General features: G+C 39.8%; 15 protein-coding genes and 2 pseudogenes. 4 read left to right on the top strand and 13 right to left on the bottom strand.

The features are described from left to right. Positions 1-55: 55 nt before the first annotated feature. The 8 genes from FTU58_RS09060 to FTU58_RS09025 all read right to left on the bottom strand — a co-directional run bounded on the left by FTU58_RS09060 (position 56) and on the right by FTU58_RS09025 (position 12,405). Entirely contained in the window at positions 56-4,300 is a 4,245-nt protein-coding gene (locus tag FTU58_RS09060) for a glycosyltransferase (protein WP_180062358.1), read from the bottom strand. Between the two features lie 78 nt (positions 4,301-4,378). Then, positions 4,379-5,617: a UDP-N-acetyl-D-mannosamine dehydrogenase gene (gene wecC / locus FTU58_RS09055; protein ID WP_180062357.1), complete on the bottom strand. Its 1,239-nt coding sequence runs from the start codon at positions 5,615-5,617 to the stop codon at positions 4,379-4,381. A 19-nt stretch (positions 5,618-5,636) separates the two neighbouring features. Next, positions 5,637-6,782, bottom strand: coding sequence for a non-hydrolyzing UDP-N-acetylglucosamine 2-epimerase (gene wecB, locus FTU58_RS09050; protein ID WP_180062356.1), 1,146 nt, complete (start codon positions 6,780-6,782; stop codon positions 5,637-5,639). A gap of 29 nt (positions 6,783-6,811) precedes the next feature. Continuing rightward, entirely contained in the window at positions 6,812-8,488 is a 1,677-nt protein-coding gene (locus FTU58_RS09045; RefSeq protein ID WP_180062355.1) for a polysaccharide biosynthesis/export family protein, read from the bottom strand. 3 nt (positions 8,489-8,491) lie between these two features. Continuing rightward, the gene (locus FTU58_RS09040; RefSeq protein WP_180062354.1) at positions 8,492-9,589 is read right to left on the bottom strand and encodes a capsule biosynthesis protein; all 1,098 of its coding nucleotides are present in this window, start codon (positions 9,587-9,589) and stop codon (positions 8,492-8,494) included. After that, the gene (locus FTU58_RS09035) at positions 9,579-10,241 is read right to left on the bottom strand and encodes an ABC transporter ATP-binding protein (RefSeq protein WP_180062353.1); all 663 of its coding nucleotides are present in this window, start codon (positions 10,239-10,241) and stop codon (positions 9,579-9,581) included. Before FTU58_RS09035 ends, FTU58_RS09040 begins: the two co-directional genes overlap by 11 nt. Next, entirely contained in the window at positions 10,238-11,065 is an 828-nt protein-coding gene (locus FTU58_RS09030; protein ID WP_180062352.1) for an ABC transporter permease, read from the bottom strand. The genes FTU58_RS09035 and FTU58_RS09030 overlap by 4 nt, the downstream gene beginning before the upstream one ends. Before the next feature lie 209 nt (positions 11,066-11,274). Next, positions 11,275-12,405: a phytanoyl-CoA dioxygenase family protein gene (locus tag FTU58_RS09025; protein WP_180062351.1), complete on the bottom strand. Its 1,131-nt coding sequence runs from the start codon at positions 12,403-12,405 to the stop codon at positions 11,275-11,277. A gap of 169 nt (positions 12,406-12,574) precedes the next feature. On the opposite strand from FTU58_RS09025, the pseudogene FTU58_RS09020 reads away from it, so the two are divergent. The 3 genes and pseudogenes from FTU58_RS09020 to FTU58_RS09010 form a co-directional block, all read left to right on the top strand. Further along, a pseudogene (locus tag FTU58_RS09020) lies at positions 12,575-13,183 on the top strand (type II toxin-antitoxin system HipA family toxin); the annotation flags it as partial. Positions 13,184-13,469: 286 nt separating this feature from the next. Beyond that, complete coding sequence (locus tag FTU58_RS09015; RefSeq protein ID WP_004883943.1) at positions 13,470-13,787, top strand: helix-turn-helix domain-containing protein; 318 nt, start codon at positions 13,470-13,472, stop codon at positions 13,785-13,787. After that, positions 13,784-15,073, top strand: a complete 1,290-nt coding sequence (locus FTU58_RS09010) for a type II toxin-antitoxin system HipA family toxin (RefSeq protein WP_004970273.1) — start codon at positions 13,784-13,786, stop codon at positions 15,071-15,073. The genes FTU58_RS09015 and FTU58_RS09010 overlap by 4 nt, the downstream gene beginning before the upstream one ends. A gap of 17 nt (positions 15,074-15,090) precedes the next feature. On the opposite strand, the gene FTU58_RS09005 is transcribed toward FTU58_RS09010, so the two are convergent. Further along, positions 15,091-18,438 carry a DEAD/DEAH box helicase gene (locus tag FTU58_RS09005; protein ID WP_180038326.1) on the bottom strand — a complete coding sequence of 1,116 codons (3,348 nt, stop codon included), beginning with the start codon at positions 18,436-18,438 and terminating at the stop codon, positions 15,091-15,093. A 347-nt stretch (positions 18,439-18,785) separates the two neighbouring features. After that, entirely contained in the window at positions 18,786-20,024 is a 1,239-nt protein-coding gene (locus FTU58_RS09000) for a hypothetical protein (RefSeq protein WP_180062349.1), read from the bottom strand. A 214-nt stretch (positions 20,025-20,238) separates the two neighbouring features. On the opposite strand from FTU58_RS09000, the gene FTU58_RS08995 reads away from it, so the two are divergent. Beyond that, the gene (locus FTU58_RS08995) at positions 20,239-21,609 is read left to right on the top strand and encodes a phosphomannomutase CpsG (protein WP_180062348.1); all 1,371 of its coding nucleotides are present in this window, start codon (positions 20,239-20,241) and stop codon (positions 21,607-21,609) included. Between the two features lie 90 nt (positions 21,610-21,699). Here FTU58_RS08995 and galE read toward each other — a convergent pair whose 3' ends face one another. From galE to FTU58_RS08980, 3 genes and pseudogenes are all read right to left on the bottom strand, one after another. Further along, complete coding sequence (gene galE, locus FTU58_RS08990) at positions 21,700-22,722, bottom strand: UDP-glucose 4-epimerase GalE (RefSeq protein WP_180062347.1); 1,023 nt, start codon at positions 22,720-22,722, stop codon at positions 21,700-21,702. Next, on the bottom strand, positions 22,715-24,436 hold the full coding sequence (gene pgi / locus FTU58_RS08985; protein WP_373886007.1) for a glucose-6-phosphate isomerase: 1,722 nt from the start codon (positions 24,434-24,436) through the stop codon (positions 22,715-22,717). Before pgi ends, galE begins: the two co-directional genes overlap by 8 nt. Continuing rightward, positions 24,436-25,140 (bottom strand): annotated as a pseudogene (locus FTU58_RS08980) (UDP binding domain-containing protein); the annotation flags it as partial. The pseudogene FTU58_RS08980 and the gene pgi, both read right to left, overlap by 1 nt. Positions 25,141-25,266 lie beyond the last annotated feature (126 nt).

Below are 25,266 nucleotides of genomic sequence, written 5' to 3'. Positions count from 1 at the left end.
AATAAATGCTCCTGAGTTCGATACAACTCAAGAGCATGTTAAAACAATATATAACTTAATTTACTGAAACAAGGTTTAGCTCTTTAGCTAGCGTTTCACTATAAGCACTCTGGCTTAAAACTCTATTTCGTGCCTTTTCACTTAACTTATTAAACTTGTTGGCAGAATAGGCTAACCCAATTAAAGCATTTGCCATAGCAATACTATCCTCAGACGGCACCAAAATACCACAGTCATTGTCTACAAACTCAGGTACTGCAGAAACATTATTGGTAATTACCACTAGCCCAGAACTCATTGCTTCGTCTCTAGACACACCCTGACTATCAATACGAGTAGGCACCAAGAATACACCATGCTCTTTATGTAGCTCGGCAATTTGATGCTGTGTTAAAAAGCCTTTAAGCAACTTTACATTTGAGAATTGTTTGAGTGGTGCGGTTGTCTCATCAAATAACTCACCATCACCACAGATTGTAAAACTAAATTTATTAAAGTCTGCATGCTTTGAGAGCTCTAATATCGTTTTTACTGTTAAATCATTTGCATAGCCTAAATTTGCATAAGGTCTTATAGATAAAACTTTGAACCGTTGACTCGCATCTTTAGGCACATAATTAAATAAGGTTGTATCAATAAAGTTATGGATAATATGCGTTTGATTAGCAGGGAATCGAATACCTAAATCTTCTTCACTTTCATTTAAAAAGTATTTAGATACGAAAATAAACTGGGTATTTGCATGTAATTCATTTTTGATTAAATTTACCCAAAATGCTTTTCTTTGTAAGCCTAAACGATGCTGACGTGTGGCTTCTACCTCACCTAATCGTGCTGCTTCATAAGCACGTCTAGACCAAGATCTAATCTCAGCTCCATGCACCCAAATCAAAACTTGCACAGTATCTTGATATTTACGTACAACTTCCCACATTTTATTATCCATTAAATGTAGGCATACTTTTTTATAGATACCGGATGCAAGTAACTTATCTAACATCTCATGGTCATATGAAAGAACATCAACACCTTCAAACTCGGAAAAACCAAATTTAGCTGCATCGTTTGTAAGCTTAAACACATCGACCAACTGATTCGCTTTTTTATAGGCTTTTACACGTGCATGCAAGAATCCATACTTATATAAATCATCATAAGCAGGATACTGCTTTGCAACAACCAAAGTTGTTGATTTTGGAATAAAATTATTGACTGGGTTTTTAACCACACCCAAACTTAAACGTTCAATTTCAGTAACACCACTTCCTACAACTTTTAGACCAATACGAACATATACACATTCCATTGGAATCGCCAATGCATGCCCACCTAGAATTGGATTCATAGAGTGCGAAATCTTTTGATGATTAGCATCCTGAAATTCAAATACAATTCTGACATCTTCTGCAGTGGTTTTTGCAAATAGCTCAAACTCACTATTCAGAACCAAATTCAACTCTTCACGTGTATAGACTTTCTTCATATACATATAAGCATGTTTTGCAGGTGGCAATGTCGTTTTAATTACCAATTGCCCTTGATTACCTGCAAATTGAATCTGACTTGAAGAGCCTTTGACTAATTGGTTTTTAAAAACCTCAGCATCTAAAGTAACTAAACTTGAATCATTCACCTGTTTTTTAGTTTGTGGATGAATCGTGTAAATAACCTCTTGTAGATTAACTGAGCCAGAACCTTTCATTCTTAATGACACATTAAAATGCTTGGTATTGGCTGGTAATTGAACTTGATACATTCGATTGATTTCAAACATTTCAAATCCAATCTTATTGGCTTTTACATCATAAAATTCAATTGCAAATTGAACATCTGCTTTCGTGTCCGCATTTACTAACAGGCTAATATTTTCACTGATCTTTTTAATATGCTTAAGCAATGTAAGATATTTATATTCATCTTTTGCCAGTTTTGAATGTACCTTAAAGTGATTTTCTGAACAATCTACACGGATAGCTGTATATGGGCTTACTACAGTTTTAGCTAAATAATCCACTTCAAAAGATTGAACTTCACCCTCATTTGGATTCATTGCACTGATATTTTCTGCATAAGGCAATAAATTTTGCTTTAACTCAACACCTGTATCCAAATCCTGCATATCCACCATAACATGTTTGATCACTTCTGCATCGCAAGCTTTGCCACCTGCAATAAAGCTAAAACGATCCACAGCCATTGCAGGAATAGGCTGGCGACCATTTACATTATCAACAAAGCTTTCAATCAGTAATGAAACATCTGCATCTACTATTTTCAAAACTGAACGATCAAGTACAACATGTTGAACTTCAAGATATTCCTTTCCAGAAATTAAACTCAGTTTATGATCAAAAGCATAATGCGCATCTTTCGTCACACATTGAATATCTGTATATTTCAAATATCTAAAGTTCAGCATCATATCAAACAGATAATCTTTGGTATAAAGATGTGTTGGATTGAAGAATGCCAAATGTGTAATTTCATGTTCTTGTATTAAAACATCAATCTGATTTAGATGATTGAAACTATGAACCTCACTTGATGTTTCAATCTCTAGTGAGTTGGGGTTGTAAATAAATAATTTTTTATGCTCATATGTTTGAGCTACAAAATTATCGATAATTGCCTTGAGCTGCTCATCATTTTCTGCAAAAGCAAATACAGCAACGCAATTTTCTTTATTTGTTACTTTTATTTTGAGTTTATTGGCAATATAACCAAGTCGATCCTCATAGGTATGCTCAGATAAAACTTTTCTTAAGCCTAACAACTTAAATTTATCAACTAAATCCTTATCATGTGCAATTCGATTTAATTGACGTTCCAACTCTGTTGGATTGTCTGAACATAAAACCAAATCACCAAAGAAATTACGCACCCCACGAGAGTAGTTACTCAGTACAATCGTATTTGAAGCCAACATTTCAAATACACGCCGAGCAAACATAGATTGCGACTGTTTAATGGTATTCATGTTAATACCATATACATAGCCTTTATAAGCCTTATCAATCTCATGTGGCTCAAGGCGACCTAAAATATACTTTTGGTACTGCTCTGGGAACGTGTAATGTGGATGCGGATTATTGAAGTTTCGGTCATAAATTTCCAAATCACGGAATTTAGTTGCAACCGCTGTTAAGTTAACAAAATCACGCTGTCTTTCCGGATATTTTAAATAAAATGAACCCGCAAAGTTAAAGGCATCTTTGCGCTCATATTTTTCAATGGGGTTGTGCGTTTTGGGCTGTGCAGCAAATGGCATGAGATATACACGATCGTGTCCAACATGCGCCTTATAACGACCAATACAATCAATATCTGTTGTAAAAACAACATCTACCTGTTTTGCAACATCAACAAAAGTACCAAAATGTACTGGATCTTCTTTATTCCAGAACATTGTTTTAATACTATTTAATTTACAGAACTTAATTAAATTCATTACTTCTGTAGAATTTTGACTGACTTTACTTTTCCATAAGCCATCTTTACCCTGCCATGCGGATTCTATAAATAGAATATCGGGCGAAAAATCTCTTATTTCTTCAAGCCAATGCTCTGGTGAAATCTGTAATAATTGGGCTTCAGGTGAAAAACAAAAATAGGTAAATTCATCCATAATACAAGCAATTTTCAATGTATCTATGGAGGTTTTTACAGTTTCTTTTAATTCTTGTTGAATAACTTGCTTAATGACTTTTTTCTGCTGCGCAATAAGCGCATTTTGATCTTCTGGTCGTTGTTTTTTTGCAATTGATTGAGTTTGAGCGAGTCCAATCGCATTTTTATTCACAACCTCTTGGTATTCACCATCTACATCTATACCCTTTGGGTCACCATTTTTCAGTTTATATGCAACTCTTTCAAAAGCAAAGGCTAGACCTTTCTTTAAACTTGGCGCGGTGAACACATCACTGTATTCAGATAAAAATTGTACTTTTTTCTGTAAATTACTTAACTGTGCCTGATCTTTTCTAGCAATCGCTTCAACAAAAAGTTGTAAACTCCATACAGGTAAAGAAGTGATTGGCTTTTTACCATTAAAGACATCTATTAAATTCTTACCTAACTGATATGCAATGGTTTGGTGTTCTTTACGTGAAAACTTAACCAATGCCTGCTGACGCACCAGATTATTTTCCTTAATCAGCAGATTCATTTCTTTTTGTAGTTCTGCAACTTTTGACTTATCAACATAACGAACATCAACCAAATCCTGAATGCGGCTTAAAAATTCTTGTTGTTGTTGTTCATCCAAACTTCTTAACTGTTCTAAAAGTTTTTCAATACTCATGGCTACACTCAGTCAGATTTTAATTAAATTCATAAAACCAGAATAAGCTACAGCTGACTGTAGCTTATTCTCAGCACATCATTTATTTGAGACAAAATTTAAAATTTTATGATGTTGTTCAACAATATTCAGATCAGTAAATTCAGTATGGTTGACCAATATAACCAAAATATCTGCTTCTGCTTGAGCAGTGGTCATTTTAACCAATTGGCCCACTGTAATTTTTGCAGGAAGCGCATGAATATTTGGCTCAACTAATAACAATTCAATGTTTTGATTTTTACCCATTTCAATTGCAATCTCAACCGCAGGGCTTTCACGTAAATCATCAATATCAGGTTTAAATGCAAGACCAAGCAAAGCAACTTTAGGCTTACGACCAAGATCACCCAGTTTTGCAACGGCTTCTTCAATCTTAGATACAACCCATTTAGGTTTGTAGTCATTCACTTCACGAGCTGTCGCAACCATACGAGCAAGATCAGGGGTTTTATTAACAATAAACCATGGATCAACAGCAATACAATGACCACCTACCCCTGCGCCTGGGTTTAAAATATTGACACGTGGATGACGGTTAGCAAGAGCAATCAACTCCCACACATTAATTCCTAAACGATCAGAAATAAGTGATAACTCATTGGCAAATGCAATATTGACATCGCGGAAAGCATTTTCAGTGAGTTTGGTCATTTCTGCTGTACGTGCATTGGTTTGTACCAATTCACCCTTAACAAAAACTTTATATACCTCAGCTGCTTTTTTAGCACATTCTGGGGTCAAACCGCCAATGGTACGGTCATTTTCAACTAATTCACGAATAACCTGACCCGGCAAGACACGCTCTGGACAATATGCCACATAGATATCAAAGTCAGTATCCTGCGCTGAGGCTGGGAACTTTAAATCTGGACGTGCAGCAGCCAACCACTCGACCATTTGCTCCGTTGCTCCTACAGGTGAAGTCGACTCTAAAATCACCACATTACCCTTGGTTAAAACTGGTGCAATCGTTTTCGCAGCAGATTCAATATAGCTTAAATCTGGTGTATGGTCGTCACCTTTAAATGGTGTTGGTACTGCAATTAAAAAGGCATCTGCGGGTTCTGCTGTCAGTGAGGCTTTTAAACGCCCTTGTGCCACGACATCTTTTACAATCTCTTCTAAACCAGGTTCTACAATATGAATTTTACCCTGGTTAATGGTATCAATTGCATGTTGATTGACATCTAAACCAATAACATGTGCTCCGTAATGAGCAAACATGGTTGCTGTAGGAAGACCGATATAACCTAAACCGCTAACTGAAATTTTCATAAGATACTAAAATACTTGATTAATTAACGTAAAAATATTGTGCAAATCTTGCTTTAATAGCATGAACAATCTGATCACATGAGGTGCCATCGCCATATGGATTATGTGCTTGTGACATAGTGGCATAGACTGTTTCATTGGTAAGTAAGGTTGAAACACTTCTAACAATGTTTTCGACATGGGTGCCCACCAACTTGACAGTACCTGCCTGCACTGCTTCTGGTCTTTCTGTTGTATCTCGCATTACCAATACAGGTAATCCCAAAGATGGGGCCTCTTCTTGAATACCCCCGGAGTCAGTTAGAATTAAATGACTGTTGAGCATAAGCCATACAAATGGGAGGTAGTCCAATGGTTCTATTAATTTAACATTGTCTAAATCACTTAATAGACGATTTACTGGTTCTCTGACTTGTGGATTTAAATGGACTGGATAAACAAATTCTACATCTGGGAATTGTTTAGATAAAACTTGCAAAGCCATACAAATATTTTCAAAACCTTCACCGAAGTTTTCTCGTCTATGGCCAGTAATTAATACACGTTTTTTTGAAAAATCTAAATCTTTAAATTTTTCTTGCATAGTGGCATTAATGGTAATGTCTTCTGCAACTTTCGCTTTAATGATATGTAGCGCATCAATAACAGTATTACCTGTAATAAAGATATTTTCCTTTTGAACACATTCCTGTGTTAAATACTGGGCTGCAGTTGAAGTCGGGGCAAAATGCATGTCTGCAATCACTCCCGTTAACTGACGGTTACCCTCTTCAGGCCAGGGAGAATATAACTGATAGGTTCTTAATCCAGCCTCGACATGTCCTACAGCTATACGCTGGTAGTATGCTGCCAAAGAAGCACATAAGGTTGTACTTGTATCGCCATGTACTAAAATCAAACCTGGTTTAAAGTCATCAAATACAGGTTCTAGTCCTAATAACATATTTGATGTCATTTGAGTCAGGCTTTGGCCAGGCTTCATGATATTTAAATCATAGTCAGGCTTAATCTCAAACAACTCTAAAACAGAATCCAACATTTCACGGTGCTGGGCAGTTACACAGACTTTTGTAATTATTTTTTCTTCCTTCTGTAACCGCTTGACTAAAGGTGCCATTTTAATGGCTTCCGGTCTAGTACCGAAAACTAAAAGGATTTTTAACATAACACTTCCAACTTACCCTATTTAAAGACTTATAAATCTAGTGCAACTTTCGCAGCTACCGCGATTTGATATAAAACTTGCGTAATACCACGTGTTAACTCAATGCCCTTAGTCTGCGCTTTAGGCAAGACTAAAATCTCATCACCTTGTTTAATTTTTTCACCTTTACGTACCAGTTCAGCTTTACCATTTTGTCGAATCACAATCACTTTGGACTTATTTGATTTCTGGCTAAAGCCGCCGACCTGCTCAATATATTCTTTAGCACTTAAGCCATTTTTATATTCAATGCCATTTGGAAACGCCACTTCACCATGTACCATGACCACAGATGTTTTTTCAGGAATATATAGAATATCACCCTGTTCCAATATCACATCGGCAAAAGTATCTGGGTTGAGTACCACTTGCCCTTTAGGCTCTACCTGACGCGCTTTCACAATAAACTGCTTTACCAACTCTGCATCACGTAAACGCAAAGCTGCTTCTTCCTGCGTGCTTGAACGTGCATTAAATGTGGTTTCTTCCAGCTTATCCAAGGCAATATTCAACATCTCTTTTTGCCGCTTGGCCACAGAAGGACGGAATAATTGCAAAGATTCCACTTCCGCTAAAGCATTCGGTTGTAGCTGCGTTAATACATCACTCAGTTTGGCGCCATAAGGCAGTACAATAGCGTGGGCACCATTATGTGCACCATCAACACGCACTTGAATGGTACCTGCATAGCGGTCAGCTGTAACGGTGACAAGATCTCCATCTTCCACCATCACATTATGCGCTTGGTTCAGTGAGTAATATTCACTTCTATACTCTGCACCTTGCCGACGCTGAATACTGACATTGGTTGCCCCTGGCTTAAGCTTGGCAAATGCCAATGCCTGTGCCAAGCTAACCGCAGGTGAATTAAACTCAAAATCATGCTGGTTATAGACTTCACCAGAAACATTAAAGGTATGGGTGCGCTGTCCTACAACAATCACATCCCCATCTCGAAAAGAGAAAGGGCGAATTTGACCTTGTAACAGGAATTCATATAAGTCGACCTGCTGAATTGTTTGGCCATTTCGCATGACTTTAATATCAATATAACTGCCACGCTCTGGATCCACCCCACCCGCACGGTCCAAGTAAGCAATGACGCTATCATTTGCTACGCCACCATAATTACCAGGCTGATTGACAAAGCCTGTAACCATCACTTTTACCGGTTGAGCTTGCTCAAGGGCTGCATACACGCCCACATTGGAGACATAAATACGTCGTACCTGCGCTTCAACCACCGACTGTAGACTGCCATTCCGAACACCTGCTACTTTGACCGGTCCAACATTCGGAATAAAAATATTGCCTTGTGGATCGACGGTTTGAGTGCCGTTAAACTGATAGGCACCCCATAGGCGTAAATTAATATTATCGCCCGGATTTATTTGATAACTACTATTGAAGGTTGATCCTGCAGTTGAGGCAAAAGCACCCTTAAACAGCTGCGAACCAAACATTTTATTGGCACTTTGGTACTTCATCGAAGTACTAGGCGATAACTCGACCACAGATTGAGTGGAAAGAGGTGTAATATTCGGTGTCTGTCCAAAATTAGCACTCATAGCATTTGACACTTCTGCAGGCAATAAACCTTGATCAAATGCATGACTTGCCGTCGCACAGGCCAATGATAAAACTGATAACAACGCAATTTTTTTCATAATTTATTCTCTGTGCTCACGGATAATGGAATGGATCAGCAAACCAATACCAAAAATAATATTCAATAAGATAAATGACGTAATACTGATATATACCTTACGAGGATAAAGCGAGTCCTCTGCCAAACGCGGTCCTGCAATCACCACCAGTTTTTTAAGTTTACGTGATGCCTCTAAGCGTGCTTTTTCTAGAGATGCTAAGGAAATTTTGTATAAATCCGTTGCAAATAGCACTTGCTGTTTTAACGCTTCAAAATCTGCCACATTTTTATTCAGTTTTAAGTTATTTGGAGAAGTCAGTTTGTCACTTTCACTATCAATCTGCTTTTGTACAGATTCAATTTGACTGCGCAGCGCAACCACTTGAGGTGCTTCAGGAGTTAAATAACTGAGCAATGTTCTTTCTTCCGTTTTAAGCTGTGCCAAACTGCTTTGCAAACCAGAAATTAAGGTTGCAACGGCTTTTGCCTGTAACTCTGGATCAAAAATTTCATTTTCATTTTGATATTGCAGGACAGCTTGACGAGCTTCATCTAACTGTATAGTTGCTTCTTGATATTGTTTTTCAGCAAAGACTTGTTGTTCTTGTGCAATCGTTTGAGAAATCTGGTTAATAAATGCATCACTTTGTTTAAGCAATTCATTATTCAATTTCAGAGAAAATTCAGGTGAAAAACCTTGTGCACGGACATACAGCATCATGGTTTGCTCATCTAATTCCACTTTAATCATTTTATTAAAGTATTCTACAAGCTCTTCAATCGATGCATCTTTTGAGAGCGCAAAGACAGGATCATGTACAGAGGAAAATTCTTTACGCAGGTTGAGCTGCTTATCCAAGCCTTCGATCATGTCTCGTGAGGCTATATATTCTTTTAAAATCTGAGAATCTTCGCGACTAGTATTCGACACCCCAAAGAGTGCACCTAAACCAGAGGCATCTGCGACTTGGGTATCCGCAACCTGTTTGACTAAAATCACCGATGAAGACTGATAACGCTCTTTTGCAAAGATTAGTAAGTACATCACAATAATAAATACTGGTAGCAGAACACAGCAGAAGTAGACGACCCAAAGTCGCTTATTGATTTTAGCTTGCATACGCTTTATAGACCTCTACCGCTTCTTTTACATCTTCAAAATATTCTGCTTTGCCATCTCTGACTAAAAAAGCAACATCACAATTACGAGTCAAATCTTTTAAATTATGGGAAACCATAATGATATTCGAGTTTTCTTTGAGTTCATCAAGTAGAGCCTGGCTTTTTTTCCGAAAAGAAGCATCCCCTACCGCACCCGCTTCATCCAGTAAATAATAGTCAAAATTAAAAGCCATGCTTAAGCCAAAACCAATACGGCTACGCATACCACTCGAGTAACTTTTCATGGGCATATCAAAGTATTTACCAATTTCAGCAAACTCTTCAACGAAACGTACGACGCATTCAACTTCTTCTTCTGAGCTCACATACAACCTTGCCACAAAGCGAATGTTTTGGCGTGCGGTTAAACTGCCTTGAAATCCACCTGCAAGTGCAACCGGCCAAGAAATTGATTTATCAGTAATAACCTGTCCTTCATCGGCATAATCAATCCCACCAATCACACGCAGTAAGGTACTTTTTCCTGCACCATTTTTACCTAATAATGCGACACTTTTATTTTCTGGCAAGACTGCATTTAAGTCTTTAAACACATAGTGTTTGCCTTTTGGTGTGGGATACGACTTAGTGAGATTTTTTAATTCAATCATTTGGTTTTCACCATACGGCGTTCAAAGCGTTTATACAACAACAAACCAATAAACAAGGTAATGATCATCCATATTAAAAAATAACTCAAACTAATTCCCGAGACCAAGGCATAATTCGGTGCAACAGCATGACGCATTAACTCAAAGATATGAATCAGTGGGTTATAAAGTAAATATTCGCGATATTCCACTGGAATAATATGGATGGAATATAGAATCCCTGAAAGCAAGTAAAGGACTAAAAATACTGGGGATAAAAATCTCCCTACTTCTTTAGAAAAGTCTACAATAACTAAAAACACCAAGCTAACAGCAAACATAAAAATAAATAAGAGCAACCAATAACTGAGTAACTGAGGAATCGCCTCAAAACTGATCTCAATGCCAAACCAAATAAATGAAGCACTAAAGGCAATATAAGCGGTAAATTTTAATAAAAACTCAAGAATATTGCGGGCAATCAATGCATCAATAGGTTTAACTGCGCGATAACTAAATAAGCCTTTATTGGATTCAACAGCACTCATACCAAGAGTTACACCAGTACGGAACATAAAAAAAGGGATAATTCCATTAATTAAAAAAACTAAGAAATCAACCCCGGGGGCAGCACGCTCTCGAATTGTACCAAATAATAAAACAAGAATCCCAATAGTCAAAAGTGGTTCAAGAAACACCCAGAGATAACCTAAACGATACTGACCAAAACGGGTTTGCAACTCCCGAAGTATTAATGCGCGTATCGATGCATACATAACCTGCAAACCACCACGCGCTTTCAGTCGTGGGAGTTTTCTTAATGGCATCTGATGTTGTGGTTCCATTGCGATGACTTATAAATTTACTGTATAAAATTTTCGATATCATACAGCGATCAATAAAGAGAAGAAAGCTAAACTCCTGTAAATCTGTCTGAGGCAACTTAAGTGGTATCCGGCATAATCTACAGATGCTGAAATGAATACCTTTATGATATACAGAGTTTTGCATTTCATTAAAGATATATATTCAGCAAACTGACTCAAGAATTTTTTTATTTACTGGTCAAAACCGCAGGATCGGTCGCGCTTTTTTTACCCACTTTCTTCCAAGGATTATTTCGTTGATATTTTTTTTCCAGAAAGTCCAAACCTGACCAATATAAGGGCACTAAATTTGATCTTAAAAAGGGCAAGGAAAGAGGATCGCCCCCTAACCAGGGCACAAATGGATTTCGACGTGCATAAGCCCATAGTTCGATTCTCATCGAGGGTCTGAGACTTTTTCCTCTGGCATGAAAACCATAAGTATCTGCAATAACTAAAGTATTAGCTTTGACAGAGAAAGATTTTGCTTTGGCATAGCCCAATTGGAGTACTTCTTCTTCTGACACTCGGAAAGAGCCCCTACGAGTCATTGCATCAGTTTTTGCCGTCATCGTCTCAGACTTCTGCTGTTCCCAAGCCAATCGTTCAGGACTTAAATGATGCGACCCTGGTACATAGACGAAAGGCCCCTCGTCTTCAGCAACATCTTCTAAAAATAACCAAGCTTTTGCACTGGAGTGAAAAGTATCACTATGTAAATTCGTTTGAGGATCTGCTTTGGCCTTTCTGACATGTGAAAATATGACTTGTAGATAAGAGATGGGCTGAACTTTAAAACTGGCAACGTAATTCAGCAGGTTTCGCCATTCATCTGAATGTAGGAATTGTTTGGTCACGGGCATATGCTTCAAGGTTTTTCCATCTAATGCCATACGGCGAGTGACCGTATCCCCTTGCAAGGTTTCCCGGGTTTCCAGCGGAGTCGTCAATAATTCTTGTTTTAATTGAGCAAACTCATCTGCAGCCAAAAAGTTTTCCCTGAATATAAAGCCATTTTTTTGAAAACTTTCGACATCTTCCGGCTGAATGAACTTTGATAACTTCAATCTACGTTGTACTGCCATTTTTGCGGCAAACTGAACCCGGAAACGGTGTAAACCAAGTTGATTTAATTTGGAATTCCCTAATATAGAATTAGATTCGAAGGATTTGGACTGTGTCATCAAGGCCATACTGTCGCATATAAATTTTCCTGGAGATTGAACCAATATCTTGCCCAACTCCTGAGCTGCAGCTATTTGTTTTTGCTGATCCAGTTTTTTAATATTTTCAAAGACATTTTTTTTAAAGAAGTTCAATTGAAGTAACCCTGTTCTGTATTGGATCAATATTTGAAAAAATTATAACCAAAAACAAACTCGCTCGGTAAAACTTCTATCCAATCATTTTCTAGCTTAGCCAACCATCCTATAAAACCGTCTTTTATCAAGTTCGGTGTGTGAAATTCGAGTTTCCTTTCCCGCTCCGGGTGGATCTCCACAAGGTGCAAGGCCAAAAGCGCTCATCTATCGTGATCCTGACCCCAACGAATTCTCAACAGTTAGCTCACATCAACATGAAGCTTGGCTGATCAAATTTCCCGCTCAGCAAGAGCATCCTGAAGTTTGTGCAATTGAAGCTGTTTATGCAGAATGTTTGCGTCATTGTGATATTGACACCCCTGATACTCAATATTTTACTCTTCCGAATGGATTAACCGCATTTGCATCAAAGAGATTTGACCGCCACGATGGCATGTGTATCCCTATGCAAAGTTTAGCGGCCTTCACCGGAGCTGATTTTAAATCACCAGGGAGTTTAGACTACAGTAACTTTCTTCGCGCTGCACACTTTTGCACCAATGATGTTCGCGAAAAAGCAATTGCATTCAAGCGAGCTGTTTTCAATGTAGTCTTCAATAATCGAGATGATCATTGCAAAAACTTTTCATTTCTGATGTCCCAAAATGGGCAATGGAAACTTTCCCCTGCCTATGATGTTACTTTCTTTGAAGGGCCAGGTGGGGGTTATGTTTCGCCTTTTGAGTTTGAAGCAATGTACTATGATAAGATTAACACGTTAGGTCAGGTGACCTAACTTAAATAAAAAAGTCTCTGACAAACCCAGTACGGTTCAAAAGTGCTCTTTCAAAACTGTGAACAAAAAACCGTGTAGATGATGCTCCAGAGTATCAATCATACAAGATAAAAAAAACTCCAAAACAAAAGATAGTATTAGCTACTACTAAGTGGCTTATGTTAAACAAGATCAGCTTGCCTAGATCCTAAATATTGATGCCGCGGAGCCTGTTAATAATTTCTGTCATTGCTTCTTAATAAAAAAGCAACTAATATGCTTCTTATACCACCAAAAAGCAATAAATATGTCTACACTAAATAAGTCTTTACTACAGCAAGTCAAAAAAAGACGAACCCTATTGGGTTTAAAGCAAGTTGATATGCAATCACGTACAGGCATTTCAAGACAGCAGTACCAAAAACTGGAAAGTCAAGGCAATCCTCGATTAGATACCTTAGAAATTATTGCGGCAGGACTAAATGCTCAACTGATGCTCATCCCAGATGATAAGGTTCATTTGATTAGACAATTATTGAATGATGAAATTAAAGTCACTATTGAAGATCAAGATGACTTAATGTCTAACCCATGGAAAGGTCTTCTCGGAGGAGAGGAACCATGAATACTGTTGCAGTCCTGAAATTAACATTACATCATGTTGTCGTTGGATACTTGGCAGGATTTCAGAGCGGAAAAAATATTCTGGTTTTCACAGATTCTTTTCACTTGGATCAGCAACGTCCGACCTTGAGCTTGCTTACTTCCCCTTTATATCCTCAAGCGGATAAGATTTTAGAAAAGACCTATGTTACACATCAGCGCTTACACCCCTTGCTATCAAATCTGCTACCAGAAGGTGCATTACGCGAACTCATAGCACAAAGCCTCAAAATACATATAGACAATGAATTTCAGTTATTGGCAGCTTTAGGTCATGACTTACCTGGGGCACTGATTGCAACCCCAGTAGATCCAGAAGAAATCCCAGATGGAATAAAATTTAAGCTTCAGATCTCGAATCCAGATCAGATATTAAAACAAGAGATTCGGACAAATAATAAGTTTTCCTTGGCTGGCGTCCAAATGAAGTTTTCCATGAAAGCCAAAGATGGGCGTTTTACATTAGCACAGGCAACGGAATCTAGCCTACTCGGTGATTGGATTGTCAAAACTCCTTCTACCAGACATGCTTTTGTTCCGCTGAATGAATACTCTATGATGATCCTTGCCAAAATGGTCGGAATAGATATCCCAGAGATTCGTTTGGTAGATATGGCACTCTTACAAGACCTTCCACCATTAAATCTACCCCAAGAGCAATATGCTTTTGCAATTAAGAGATTCGATAGGCAGAGTACTGCTAATACTACAGAGCTTATTCATATTGAAGATTTTGCTCAGATCTTTGGTTCATATCCACACCAGAAATACAGCACCACAAATTATGAGCAGATCGGTAAGATCATTTATCACTATTCAGATAACAAAATTTTTGATATTCAGCAATTTGCCAGCCGTTTACTCGTCAATATTTTACTCGCCAATGGAGATGCACACTTAAAGAACTGGAGTATGATTTATCACGATAAAACAACGCCAAGATTATCCCCTGCATACGATATATTGATGACAAGTGTATATATTGAAAATGAGCGTCATTTCGCCTTAAATCTTGCCAAAAATAAAGATTGGTATTTAGCTGAGATGAAACACTTTGAACAATGGGCTGAAAAAGTCGGTGTTCCATGGCGTGTTATTGAAAAACAACTTCACGCGATCATGGACAAAGCACGGTCGGTATGGCCAGTTCTATTACTAGACTTACCTATGATTTCTGTTCATAAAGAAAAATTAAGAGAACATTGGAAAAAATTGCATCCGGACTTTCAGATACTTACAGATGATTAGGGTAATCTGAAACCAAACTAAAATTTCTCAAACAAGTTCATCACGTCATTTTCCGTCAGTTTCGCTTCGCCTTCATGATCTGTACTTAGAATAGAGTGTGCCAGTTCTGCTTTATTTTGCTGTAAGGCAAGAATTTTTTCTTCTATGCTTTTATTAGTAATCAGCTTATAGACAAATACCGGCTTGTCCTGTCCAATCCGCCATGCACGATCTGAAGCTTGATCTTCAGCAGCAGGGTTCCACCATGGATCATAGTGAATGACCGTATCTGCGGCAGTTAGATTCAAACCGACCCCTCCTGCTTTCAGACTGATTAAAAATACCGGCACTTGTCCAGACTGAAACGCTGTAATGACTTCATCTCGCTTTTTGGTCTTTCCAGTCAGCTTCACATAGCCAATTTCTGCGTGATGGAACTGTTGTTCAATCAGTTCCAACATTGAGGTAAACTGAGAGAAGATAAGAATTTTTCGCCCCTCTTCCACCATTGGAACGACCATATCCATCAACTGTTCAAGTTTGGCAGAATGCGCCTGCCCAATTTTCACTGAATCCAGCTTTAGTAAGCTAGGATGGCAGCACACCTGACGTAGCTTCAGTAAGGCATCTAAAATTTGAATTTGACTACGTTTAAAGCCTTTTTCTGCCACAATTTTCTGAATGCTTGCCTGCATCGTGGCACGAACAGCCTCATATAACTTGGATTGCTGGTCATTCATATCAATATTGACTTCAATCGTGGTTTTTTCTGGCAACTCTTTGGCTACGTCAGTTTTCAAGCGACGTAAAATGAAGGGCTTAATCCGGTTGACCAACTTTTGTCTTAACTGCTCATCACCGCGCTTTTCAATCGGATGACGGTACTTTTTATTAAAAATTTCTTGTGAATATAAAAATCCTGGCATCAGGAAATAAAATAGTGCCCACAGCTCACCCAAATGATTTTCCATAGGTGTACCGGTTAGACATAGACGATGTCGCGCTGTTAATTGCCGTACTACCTGTGCAGCTTTGGCGCGCGGATTTTTGATATTCTGCGCCTCATCCAAAATGAGTTGATGATATTCATATTGCTTTAGTTGCTCTTCATCTCTCGCCAGAAGCGGATAGGTGGTTAACACAATATCATAGTGCGGAATCTGCTCAAAATACTGATGGCGATCGGGCCCCTGTAGCAGCAATACCTTGAGCTCTGGGGTAAATTTCTCCGCTTCTTTGAACCAGTTATGCATCAGCGATGTGGGTGCAACAATTAAGGCGGGACTATCCTGCAAATATCCAGCCTGCTTTTCCATGAGTAAATGGGCTAAAGTTTGTGCTGTTTTCCCCAAGCCCATATCATCTGCCAGAATCCCGCCATGCTGGGTTTCCCTTAAAAACTGTAACCAGCCTAAGCCCTGCTGCTGGTATAGACGCAACTCCCCCTGAAAACCTTGTGGTGTCGGCAGTTGTTGCTGATAGCCTTGTTTGAATTTATGTACAAATTTCTGCAGGCGATCACTGACCTGCCATGTCATCCCAAGATTATGCTGCAATTCTAATAATTGACTCGCATCATAGCGATCAATACTGCGCTCTTCTTGCTGTAAAATGCTCTGCAGATGCAATAATACCGGCTTAATATCCCTAGCGGATAGCGCCAAATCAGGTTGATCAACTGCAGTTTTCACGGTGAAAATTTGACTGTCATGCAGATGAATAAAAGTCCGCGGATCAAGTAAATCAGGATTTACTCGCACCAAAGCTACGAGCGCATCAAGTAAATTATAAGAATTGCCTGCACTGTCTTGAACCGTCGCCCCGATATTGAACCAGTCCTGCTGGCCTTCAGATTCAGTGATAGAAATATTTAAATTTTCAACATATTGCAGGTTAAAGGGGCTGTTTTCCAGATGCTCTATCTGCCAGCCCATCAACTCAATTTGATTGATGGGCATCAGCTGTTTGATCCAGTCTCCATAGAAAGCAAAAACCATAGAATCGAGACGTTGTTTATCCAGTTTTAATTGCTGGTCATAACTAAGATCTTTCACCCACTTCAGTGATTCGACCAATAGCTGTAAACGCTGGATTGACTGTTGTTCCTGAACTAAGTCCCGAAGCTGTCGCACCATTTTGTCATGCTGCTCACCAATGAAACTGTCACCTGATGTACCTGCTTTAATTCGCCCGCCTGCATAGGAGAATTCAATTTCAGCACAAACAGATTCTTCCCATTTCCAATCAAATTTATCTAAAACACCGAAGCGTAAAATTGGCTGGGGACTACCCTCAAGGACATCAATATGCTGAATAGACTCGGGCTGAGGCAGATTTTTCACGTCTGAATATTGATGAGTCAGTTTCTCAAACTCTGGCAAGAGCATAGATGGAAGATCAGGCATCTGTAAAAAATGGTACAGAAGATTTGCCGTATATTCACCATATAACTGGCCCACCGTGTTCTGTTGAATATCCACATAACACGGTGGCTGGCTAGCGAGAATTTGGATATGTGGATTTGATTTTAAATCGAGTCGAATATCACCATTGACCAATTCAATATTTAAATGCTCTGTCTGTTTGTTTACACCTTGTTGCCAGATCAGTTCGATGTGATAGCCTTGTTCTGACCATTGAAGTGCAGTATGGCTCTTTTTTTGCCAGTACACATCGCCACTTTGAATAAAAGATTTGAAATGCTCCAATAAAATTCCGGAGATATCAAGATTGCTTTGATAAAAACGTTCGTCACTGTTTATTTTGGCATAATAATAAATCTGGTTAAATAATTGTCGTTTTTGTTCAGGTAAAGTCAGATGCTTTCTGGTGATATTTTCATATTGGGTATAATAACTTTCCCCCGCAATTGAGCCGTTTTTATTGCGTCTGGCCTTCTGAACATCAACTGTCAATTTCTTTAAGCTGACAGACTGATCTAACAGGTAAATTAAATAATTGTTTGTTTTGACAGATTGCTCTGGTTCAGTCTGTTGTAAATACCGTTTAAAATCATTCAACCAGCGCTGTGCCTGATCATCCCCCCGTAGGCGTTTTGCGATTCCCTGCGGGGATTGAGAGTCAGCATAACGCTGCTGAAATTCCTGGCGATATTCCTGAAAGAATAACCGCGCTAAAGCAGCAGCATGTTTACAGTTATATCCAACCGGACAAGTGCAGTCGTCATCGATTAAACGGTCTTTTTGGGGATTATAGGTAATTGCAGTATCGTAATAATCTGTCCCTTCAATTTGGGCATACATCGTAACCCCGTCTTTTTCCTCAAAGAACTCAATCGTTTCCCTATCAATGCGTTTAGCATAGCTAAGACTGCGCTGAAGAGTTGCTGTACTAAAGCGAGATAGAAAATTGATCAATGAGGACATAATTACCAGACACTAAAAATGTTTATACAATTATAACGGACAAAGGTGTCAATTCAGAATAGTAGCCGAACGGCCCAACCTGAGCATAACTTGGATTCACTCAAAAGGAATATTGTAAATAAAGACTACTTTTTGCATAAACATTCAAAGCCAAACCTCTCTAAGCCATTCAAATTTAAGTGAAAACTTAGGAATTTAGTTTACCTAATTCTGTCAATCTATTCAGCACTGCTACACGTCAAAATATATTACAAAGACTTGCTAATCAATGAATCTTTGTCATCACTGCTAATATCGCTATTGCAAGCCCAAGCTTCACCTTATTCCAGACCCAAACCTCAATATGTCTACATCATCACAGCATGCATTTCCCACACATATTGACTGCGCATCAATTGCTTTAATTGTTTAAGGTCTTGATATTTTTCCAGTATCTCTTGCGCTCGAGCTAATTTTTGTTGAACATGTCGATAGTCTTGCTCATATTTTCGATACAAATCCTGCACTTTAATTTTACGGTTAGAATATAAAAACTGACTCCAATTAAAAGAGTAAATAATGTCATCTACTTGCATTTGCAAAGTTTCTAACTGTTCTTCTAAAAGCAGGTTATACGCTTTTAATTGTTGATTGGCGAAAGACAAATTATGCTGCTGACCCAACTGAATTTGCAAATTTAACAATGTCAATAAATCATTGGCTTCATAAGCCTGATTGGCTTGCTGCATCAATACGGTTTTTTCTTGTTTTTTCTGCTCATCTTGCTCACGATCTGGGTGAATCCACGCTGTAATTTTTAAGTAAATCGCTTTAATGGACTGATTTGCTAGTTTCTTGGCTTCTTCACGCTGTTGCTGTTTTTTTGCTGCTTTGGCTTTTTCACGGGCAATTTGCTGTTCGGCAAAAGCTTTTTGCGCACTACTCAACTGACTTAAAAAATCCAGCTCCTCTTGTTCTTGCATTTTTTGTTCAAATTTTTTTATAAAGTCATCTAAATCTAATGGATCATGCTGAAAATCAAAAAAATCTAAATCTAGGTCATATTCTTCACAAAGAAAATGCTTCAAACTTTCTAGCTTGAGCTGTGCCAAGCGCTCTTGTTCAGACTCATCATATTCAAAACTATTTTGTTCACATTGTTCAACATTTTCGTCTTCTGACTCTGTTGCTGTTTTAGCTTCAGATCTTAAATCCACATCATCTGTGTCTAGCAATTCAATATGATGCCCATAACTGTTCAGCAATTCTGTTAAAAACTGAACTTGTTCGGTAGACATCTGCTGCGAATCCAAAAGTTGTAAACTGAGTTGCTCAATTTTTTGATCCAGCTTAGTTTGCTGGGCTGCCGTCATTTTTTGCTGTTTTTGCTGAAGCAATTGTTGAATTTGCTGAAATATAACTTCACGCAATTGCGCATAAGTCGGTAAAATTTCACGGCTGGCACGTGCCTGAATATCGGCTTGTGCGGTCTGCCATTCATTCAAACGTAGCTGTTCCTGCTCAATTTTTTGGCATAGTTTCTGAAATTTTTTCTGTGGCGCAGAAAGTTTCTGCTCTGGCTCTAAAGTACTTTTCTGTAATTCCATCTTCAATCATATCGAACACATAAGTCTGAGCCGTATTTTAACCAACTTCTTACTCAAGAAAAAACACCCTTGCCCATCACCACATCTTTTCTCATCCATAGTCTTTGACCTGAAACATCTTCAAGCAATTGATCTTCCATTCTATACAGCACATTACACACAGTTCGATTATCATAGGCAGCAATACGATTTTTCCAAATATTTAGGACAATACATGAGCGCACTCACCTGTTTTAAAGCCTATGACATTCGCGGAAAATTGGGCACAGAACTCAATGAAGAGATTGCCTATAAAATTGGTCGTGCTTACGGACAAATTTACCAACCTAAAACCGTTGTAATTGGCTGCGATATTCGCCTTAGCAGCGAAGGCTTAAAGCAAGCCACCATTCGTGGTTTAAATGATGCAGGGGTCAATGTGCTCGATTTGGGCATGACAGGCACAGAAGAAGTCTATTTCGCAGCCTTTCATTTAGACGTGCAAGGTGGCATTGAAGTAACTGCCAGCCATAACCCCATGGACTACAACGGCATGAAACTGGTACGTGAAAATGCACGTCCGATTAGTGCCGATACTGGCCTAAAAGACATTCAGGCTTTGGCAGAATCGGGCGAATTTACCCCAGTTGAGCACAAAGGCAGCACTCAAAGCTACAATATTTTGCCTCAATTTATTGACCATTTAATGACTTATATCGAGCCTAGCAAAATTCGCCCAATGAAACTGGTCATGAATGCAGGCAATGGCGCTGCAGGACATGTGGTCGATGCGATTGAGCAAAAATTCAAAGCCCTGAATATCCCTGTAGAGTTGGTCAAAATTCACAATGATGCCGATGGCACCTTCCCCAATGGTATCCCCAACCCAATTTTAGTGGAAAACCGTGACAGTACCCGCAATGCCGTATTAGAGTATCAAGCCGACATGGGCATTGCGTGGGATGGTGACTTTGATCGCTGTTTCTTATTCGATGAAAAAGGCCAGTTTATTGAAGGCTATTATATTGTCGGCTTATTGGCACAGGCGTTTTTGCTCAAACAAGCAGGCGAAAAAATTGTGCATGACCCGCGCTTGGTCTGGAATACCTTCGATGTGGTCGCACAATATCAAGGTGAAGCGATTCAATCTAAATCTGGGCATGCCTTTATTAAAGATGTGATGCGTGAGCACAATGCTGTTTACGGCGGTGAAATGAGCGCACACCACTATTTTCGTGATTTTGCCTATTGTGACAGCGGCATGATTCCTTGGTTATTGGTGCTTTCTGTGTTGTCTGAAACAGGACAATCGCTATCGAGTCTGGTCGAAGAAATGATTGCTAAGTTCCCATGTTCGGGGGAAATTAACTTTAAAGTGGCCGATACTCAAGTCACGATCCAAAAAATCTTTGAGCATTATGCTAGCCAAAACCCAGCAATTGACCAAACAGATGGTGTGAGTCTTGACTTTGGTACATGGCGTTTTAATGTGCGTGCGTCAAATACCGAACCTTTATTGCGCTTAAATATTGAAAGCCGTCGTGATCAAAACCCATGCCCAATGCAGGACTATGTGGATGAGTTGACACAATTGATTCAAGCCTAATCTGAAAAATCAAAATAATATAAACAATGGGAGTCAAAACTGACTCCCATTTTTTATGCCCTAAACTTTGTGGCTGAGTCTATAGGATGATTAATCTTGACGATAACCATTCGGATTCTGCTTTTGCCAGTTCCAACTATCAGCCAACATATCTTCTAGACCATATTGTGGTGTCCAGCCCAGTTCTTGCAAGGCGCGGCTATTATCTGCAAAAGAGGTCGCCACATCGCCTTCACGACGTGGTGCAAACTCAAATGGAATCTGCACACCATTGACCTGTTCAAAAGTATTCTTCACTTGCAGCACCGAAATTCCATTACCCGTACCAATATTCCAAGCACGGCAACCCTGGGCAGTCAAACGGTTATTCAAAGCACATAAATGCGCGCTGGCCAAATCGACCACATGAATATAATCGCGCACACCAGTACCATCGGGTGTGGCATAATCCTGCCCAAAAATTGACAGTTTTTCACGACGTCCCACCGCCACTTGGGTGACATAAGGCATTAAATTATTTGGAATACCTTGTGGGTCTTCACCTATGCAGCCACTTTTATGTGCCCCCACAGGATTAAAATAACGCAATAAGGCAATCGACCAACGAGGATCTGCTGCGGCTGCTTTTTGTAAGAGCTGTTCCACAATCAGTTTGGTATAGCCATAGTTATTGCTTGGCATGCCCGTTGGCATCTCTTCATGCAAGGGCGAAATATTGGCTTCATCATATACTGTAGCCGATGAACTAAACACCAGTTTAAACACATGCGCGCGTTGCATCGCCTGCATCAAGCTAATTGAACCCGCAATATTATTGTCAAAATAGCTCAGTGGAATTTGTTGGCTTTCTCCCACTGCTTTAAGTCCTGCAAAATGAATCACTGCATCAATTTGATGTGCAGCAAACACAGCATCCAAAGCAGCAGCATCACGAATATCACCCTGAATAAACTGTAAGGTTTTGCCCGTCAGTTGCTGCACCCGCGCCAATGACTCTGCCGAGCTATTGGACAAATTATCTAGCACCACCACGCTGTGCCCTGCATTCAGCAACTCAACACAGGTATGTGAACCAATATAGCCAGCACCGCCTGTTACTAATACATTAGCCATCTATTTTTCCTAATAAAATTTTTAATAAACCTTGAGTCGATGCATCGAGTGCCGATAAATCCTGTTGCTGCCCATTTAAAATAGGCAAAAGCTGATTGGCAATTTCCTTACCTTTTTCTACGCCCCATTGGTCAAAAGGATTGATATTCCACAGCACCGATTGCACAAAGACTTTATGTTCATATAGAGCAATCAACATGCCCAAGCTATACGGATTGAGTTCTTGCAATAAAATACTGCTACTTGGCTGATTACCACTGTACTGCTTATATGCCGCTAAGCCATCTAATTCCTGCTGATCTAAAGCCTGATTGCCAAAGGCCAAAAGCCGCGACTGCGCCAAACAGTTGGACAAGGCTAAATGATGCTGCTCTACCAAAGCCTCGGCATTTTCAGCATAGGTAAATTGATTGGCATTATAACGCTGCACAGGGGCAATAAAATCACAGCTGACCGCATGCGTCCCTTGATGCAACAATTGATAGAACGCATGCTGTGCATTCGGCCCAACCTCACCCCAAACAATCGGGCAAGTATCCAAGCTAACCGCCTCGCCATTACGCTGAATCGACTTGCCATTCGATTCCATTTCTAATTGCTGTAAATACGAAGCGAAGTATTTTAAACGTCCATCATAAGGCAAGACCGCATGAGTCTGAATATTCAGGAAATTATTATTCCATACCCCCAGCAAGCCCATCAGCACTGGGATGTTCTGATCAAATGCAGCCGTTTGAAAATGCTGATCAACCGCATGTGCACCTGCTAAAAACCGCTGAAAACCCGCAACGCCAATGGTCAGGGCAATCGGTAAGCCAATACACGACCATAGCGAATAGCGACCACCGACCCAATCCCAAAGCAAGAGCTGATTTTCAGGACAAATGCCCCAAGCGGTCATTTTATCTGCTTTGGTGGATACCCCAATAAAGTGATGTTTCAGAATTTGCGCATGTGTACCCAAGGCCTTTTCTAGCCATTGTTTCACCGTTTGCGCATTGGATAAGGTATCAATGGTGCCAAAAGACTTGGACGAAATAATAAATAAAGTAGTTTCAGGACGCAGACGATGCAGCAATTCAGATAGCTGGCTGCCATCCATGGTGGACACAAAATGTACATTCAGTGGTTTTTCAGTTGCCACTTTAAAATCAGATAAGGCTTGGGTCACCATCAATGGGCCTAAATCTGAGCCACCGACACCAATATTGACCACATCCTGAATCACTTCACCAGTGGCACCACGGTATTGGCCTGCATGAATTTTTTCCACCAAGGCATACATACGCTCAAGCTGGGTATGGACTTGCTCAGTCAATGCAGCGTAGGCATCGCTCTGTTCGGAAGCGCTTGCTGCTGTGCTAGGCGCAGGCAAACGCAAGGCCCAATGCATCGCATCGCGCTGTTCGGTATAGTTGATTTTCTCTGAGCCTGTTGCTGTTGAAAATAAACGTCCAATCCACTCAGCAAGCTGACTCTGCTGTGCAAACTGAACCAGGGTCTGCAACACCTTGGCATCAATCCGATGCTTGCTATAGTCAAACAGCACACTGTCCAAAGCCACCGAGAAACGCTGAAAACGCTGTGGATCTTGAGCAAACAGCTGATTTAAATGCAGCTGCTGAAACTGATGCTGCAATTGTTGTAACTGCGGCAAGACATCGTCATTTGGGGAAATCGAGCTTTGCGTCTGTGGCATTGTGCTACGAATCATTAGCGACCGACTCCCATATAAGCAAAACCTTGTGCCTTCACAAATTCAGGATCATAAATATTGCGACCATCCAAAATCAGCGGATGCTGCATCTGCTGCAACAAAGTCGGATAATCCAAACTCCAATATTGTTTCCACGCGGTCAGCACACATAATGCCGATGCACCTTCGACGGCTTGATATTGGTCTGTACATAAAATCAGATCATCGCGCTGACCATACTGTGCCACAATTTCAGGCAAGGCTTGTGGGTCGTGCAATTTGACCGTCACACCCTGCGCCCACAACGCAGGCAACATTACATGAATCGGAGAATGCTGTATCCGTACCGTGTTTTCTTTAAAGGCTGCGCCCCAAATTGCCACAGTTTTGCCGCGTAAATCGCCCTGATAATAATTCCACAGCTTTCTAAACAAGAGTTCTTTTTGCTGTTCGTTGATGTCCCAGACCTGCGCCAACAGCTGACTTTTCACCCCTGTGGTCGATACGGTACTGGCCAGAGTCTGAATATCATGACTAAAGTTTTCACCACCAAAACCCGCACCAGGGTACATATAGGACGCACCAATACGGCTATCTGCCGCCATACCCTGCCGCACATGCTCAATATCAATCCCCAGTTTTTCTGCCACCACCGCCAAGTCATTGATATAACTGATACGAGTCGCCAACATGCCGGAAATACTCAGTTTGGTAAATTCTGGGCTTTGTTGCACAAAGATTTGAAATGCAAAGCGCCCCTAATTGAGCCAAATTTAAGGCGTAACTTGGGTAACTGGTCGACCTAATTCCGTAAATCTGTTGAGGACTGCTACACGTGCATGAATCTC

Source organism: Acinetobacter sp. YH12120 (assembly GCF_013418795.1).
In the GTDB taxonomy this organism is placed as follows: domain Bacteria; phylum Pseudomonadota; class Gammaproteobacteria; order Pseudomonadales; family Moraxellaceae; genus Acinetobacter; species Acinetobacter towneri.
This window is presented reverse-complemented; position numbering and strand designations above follow the sequence as displayed.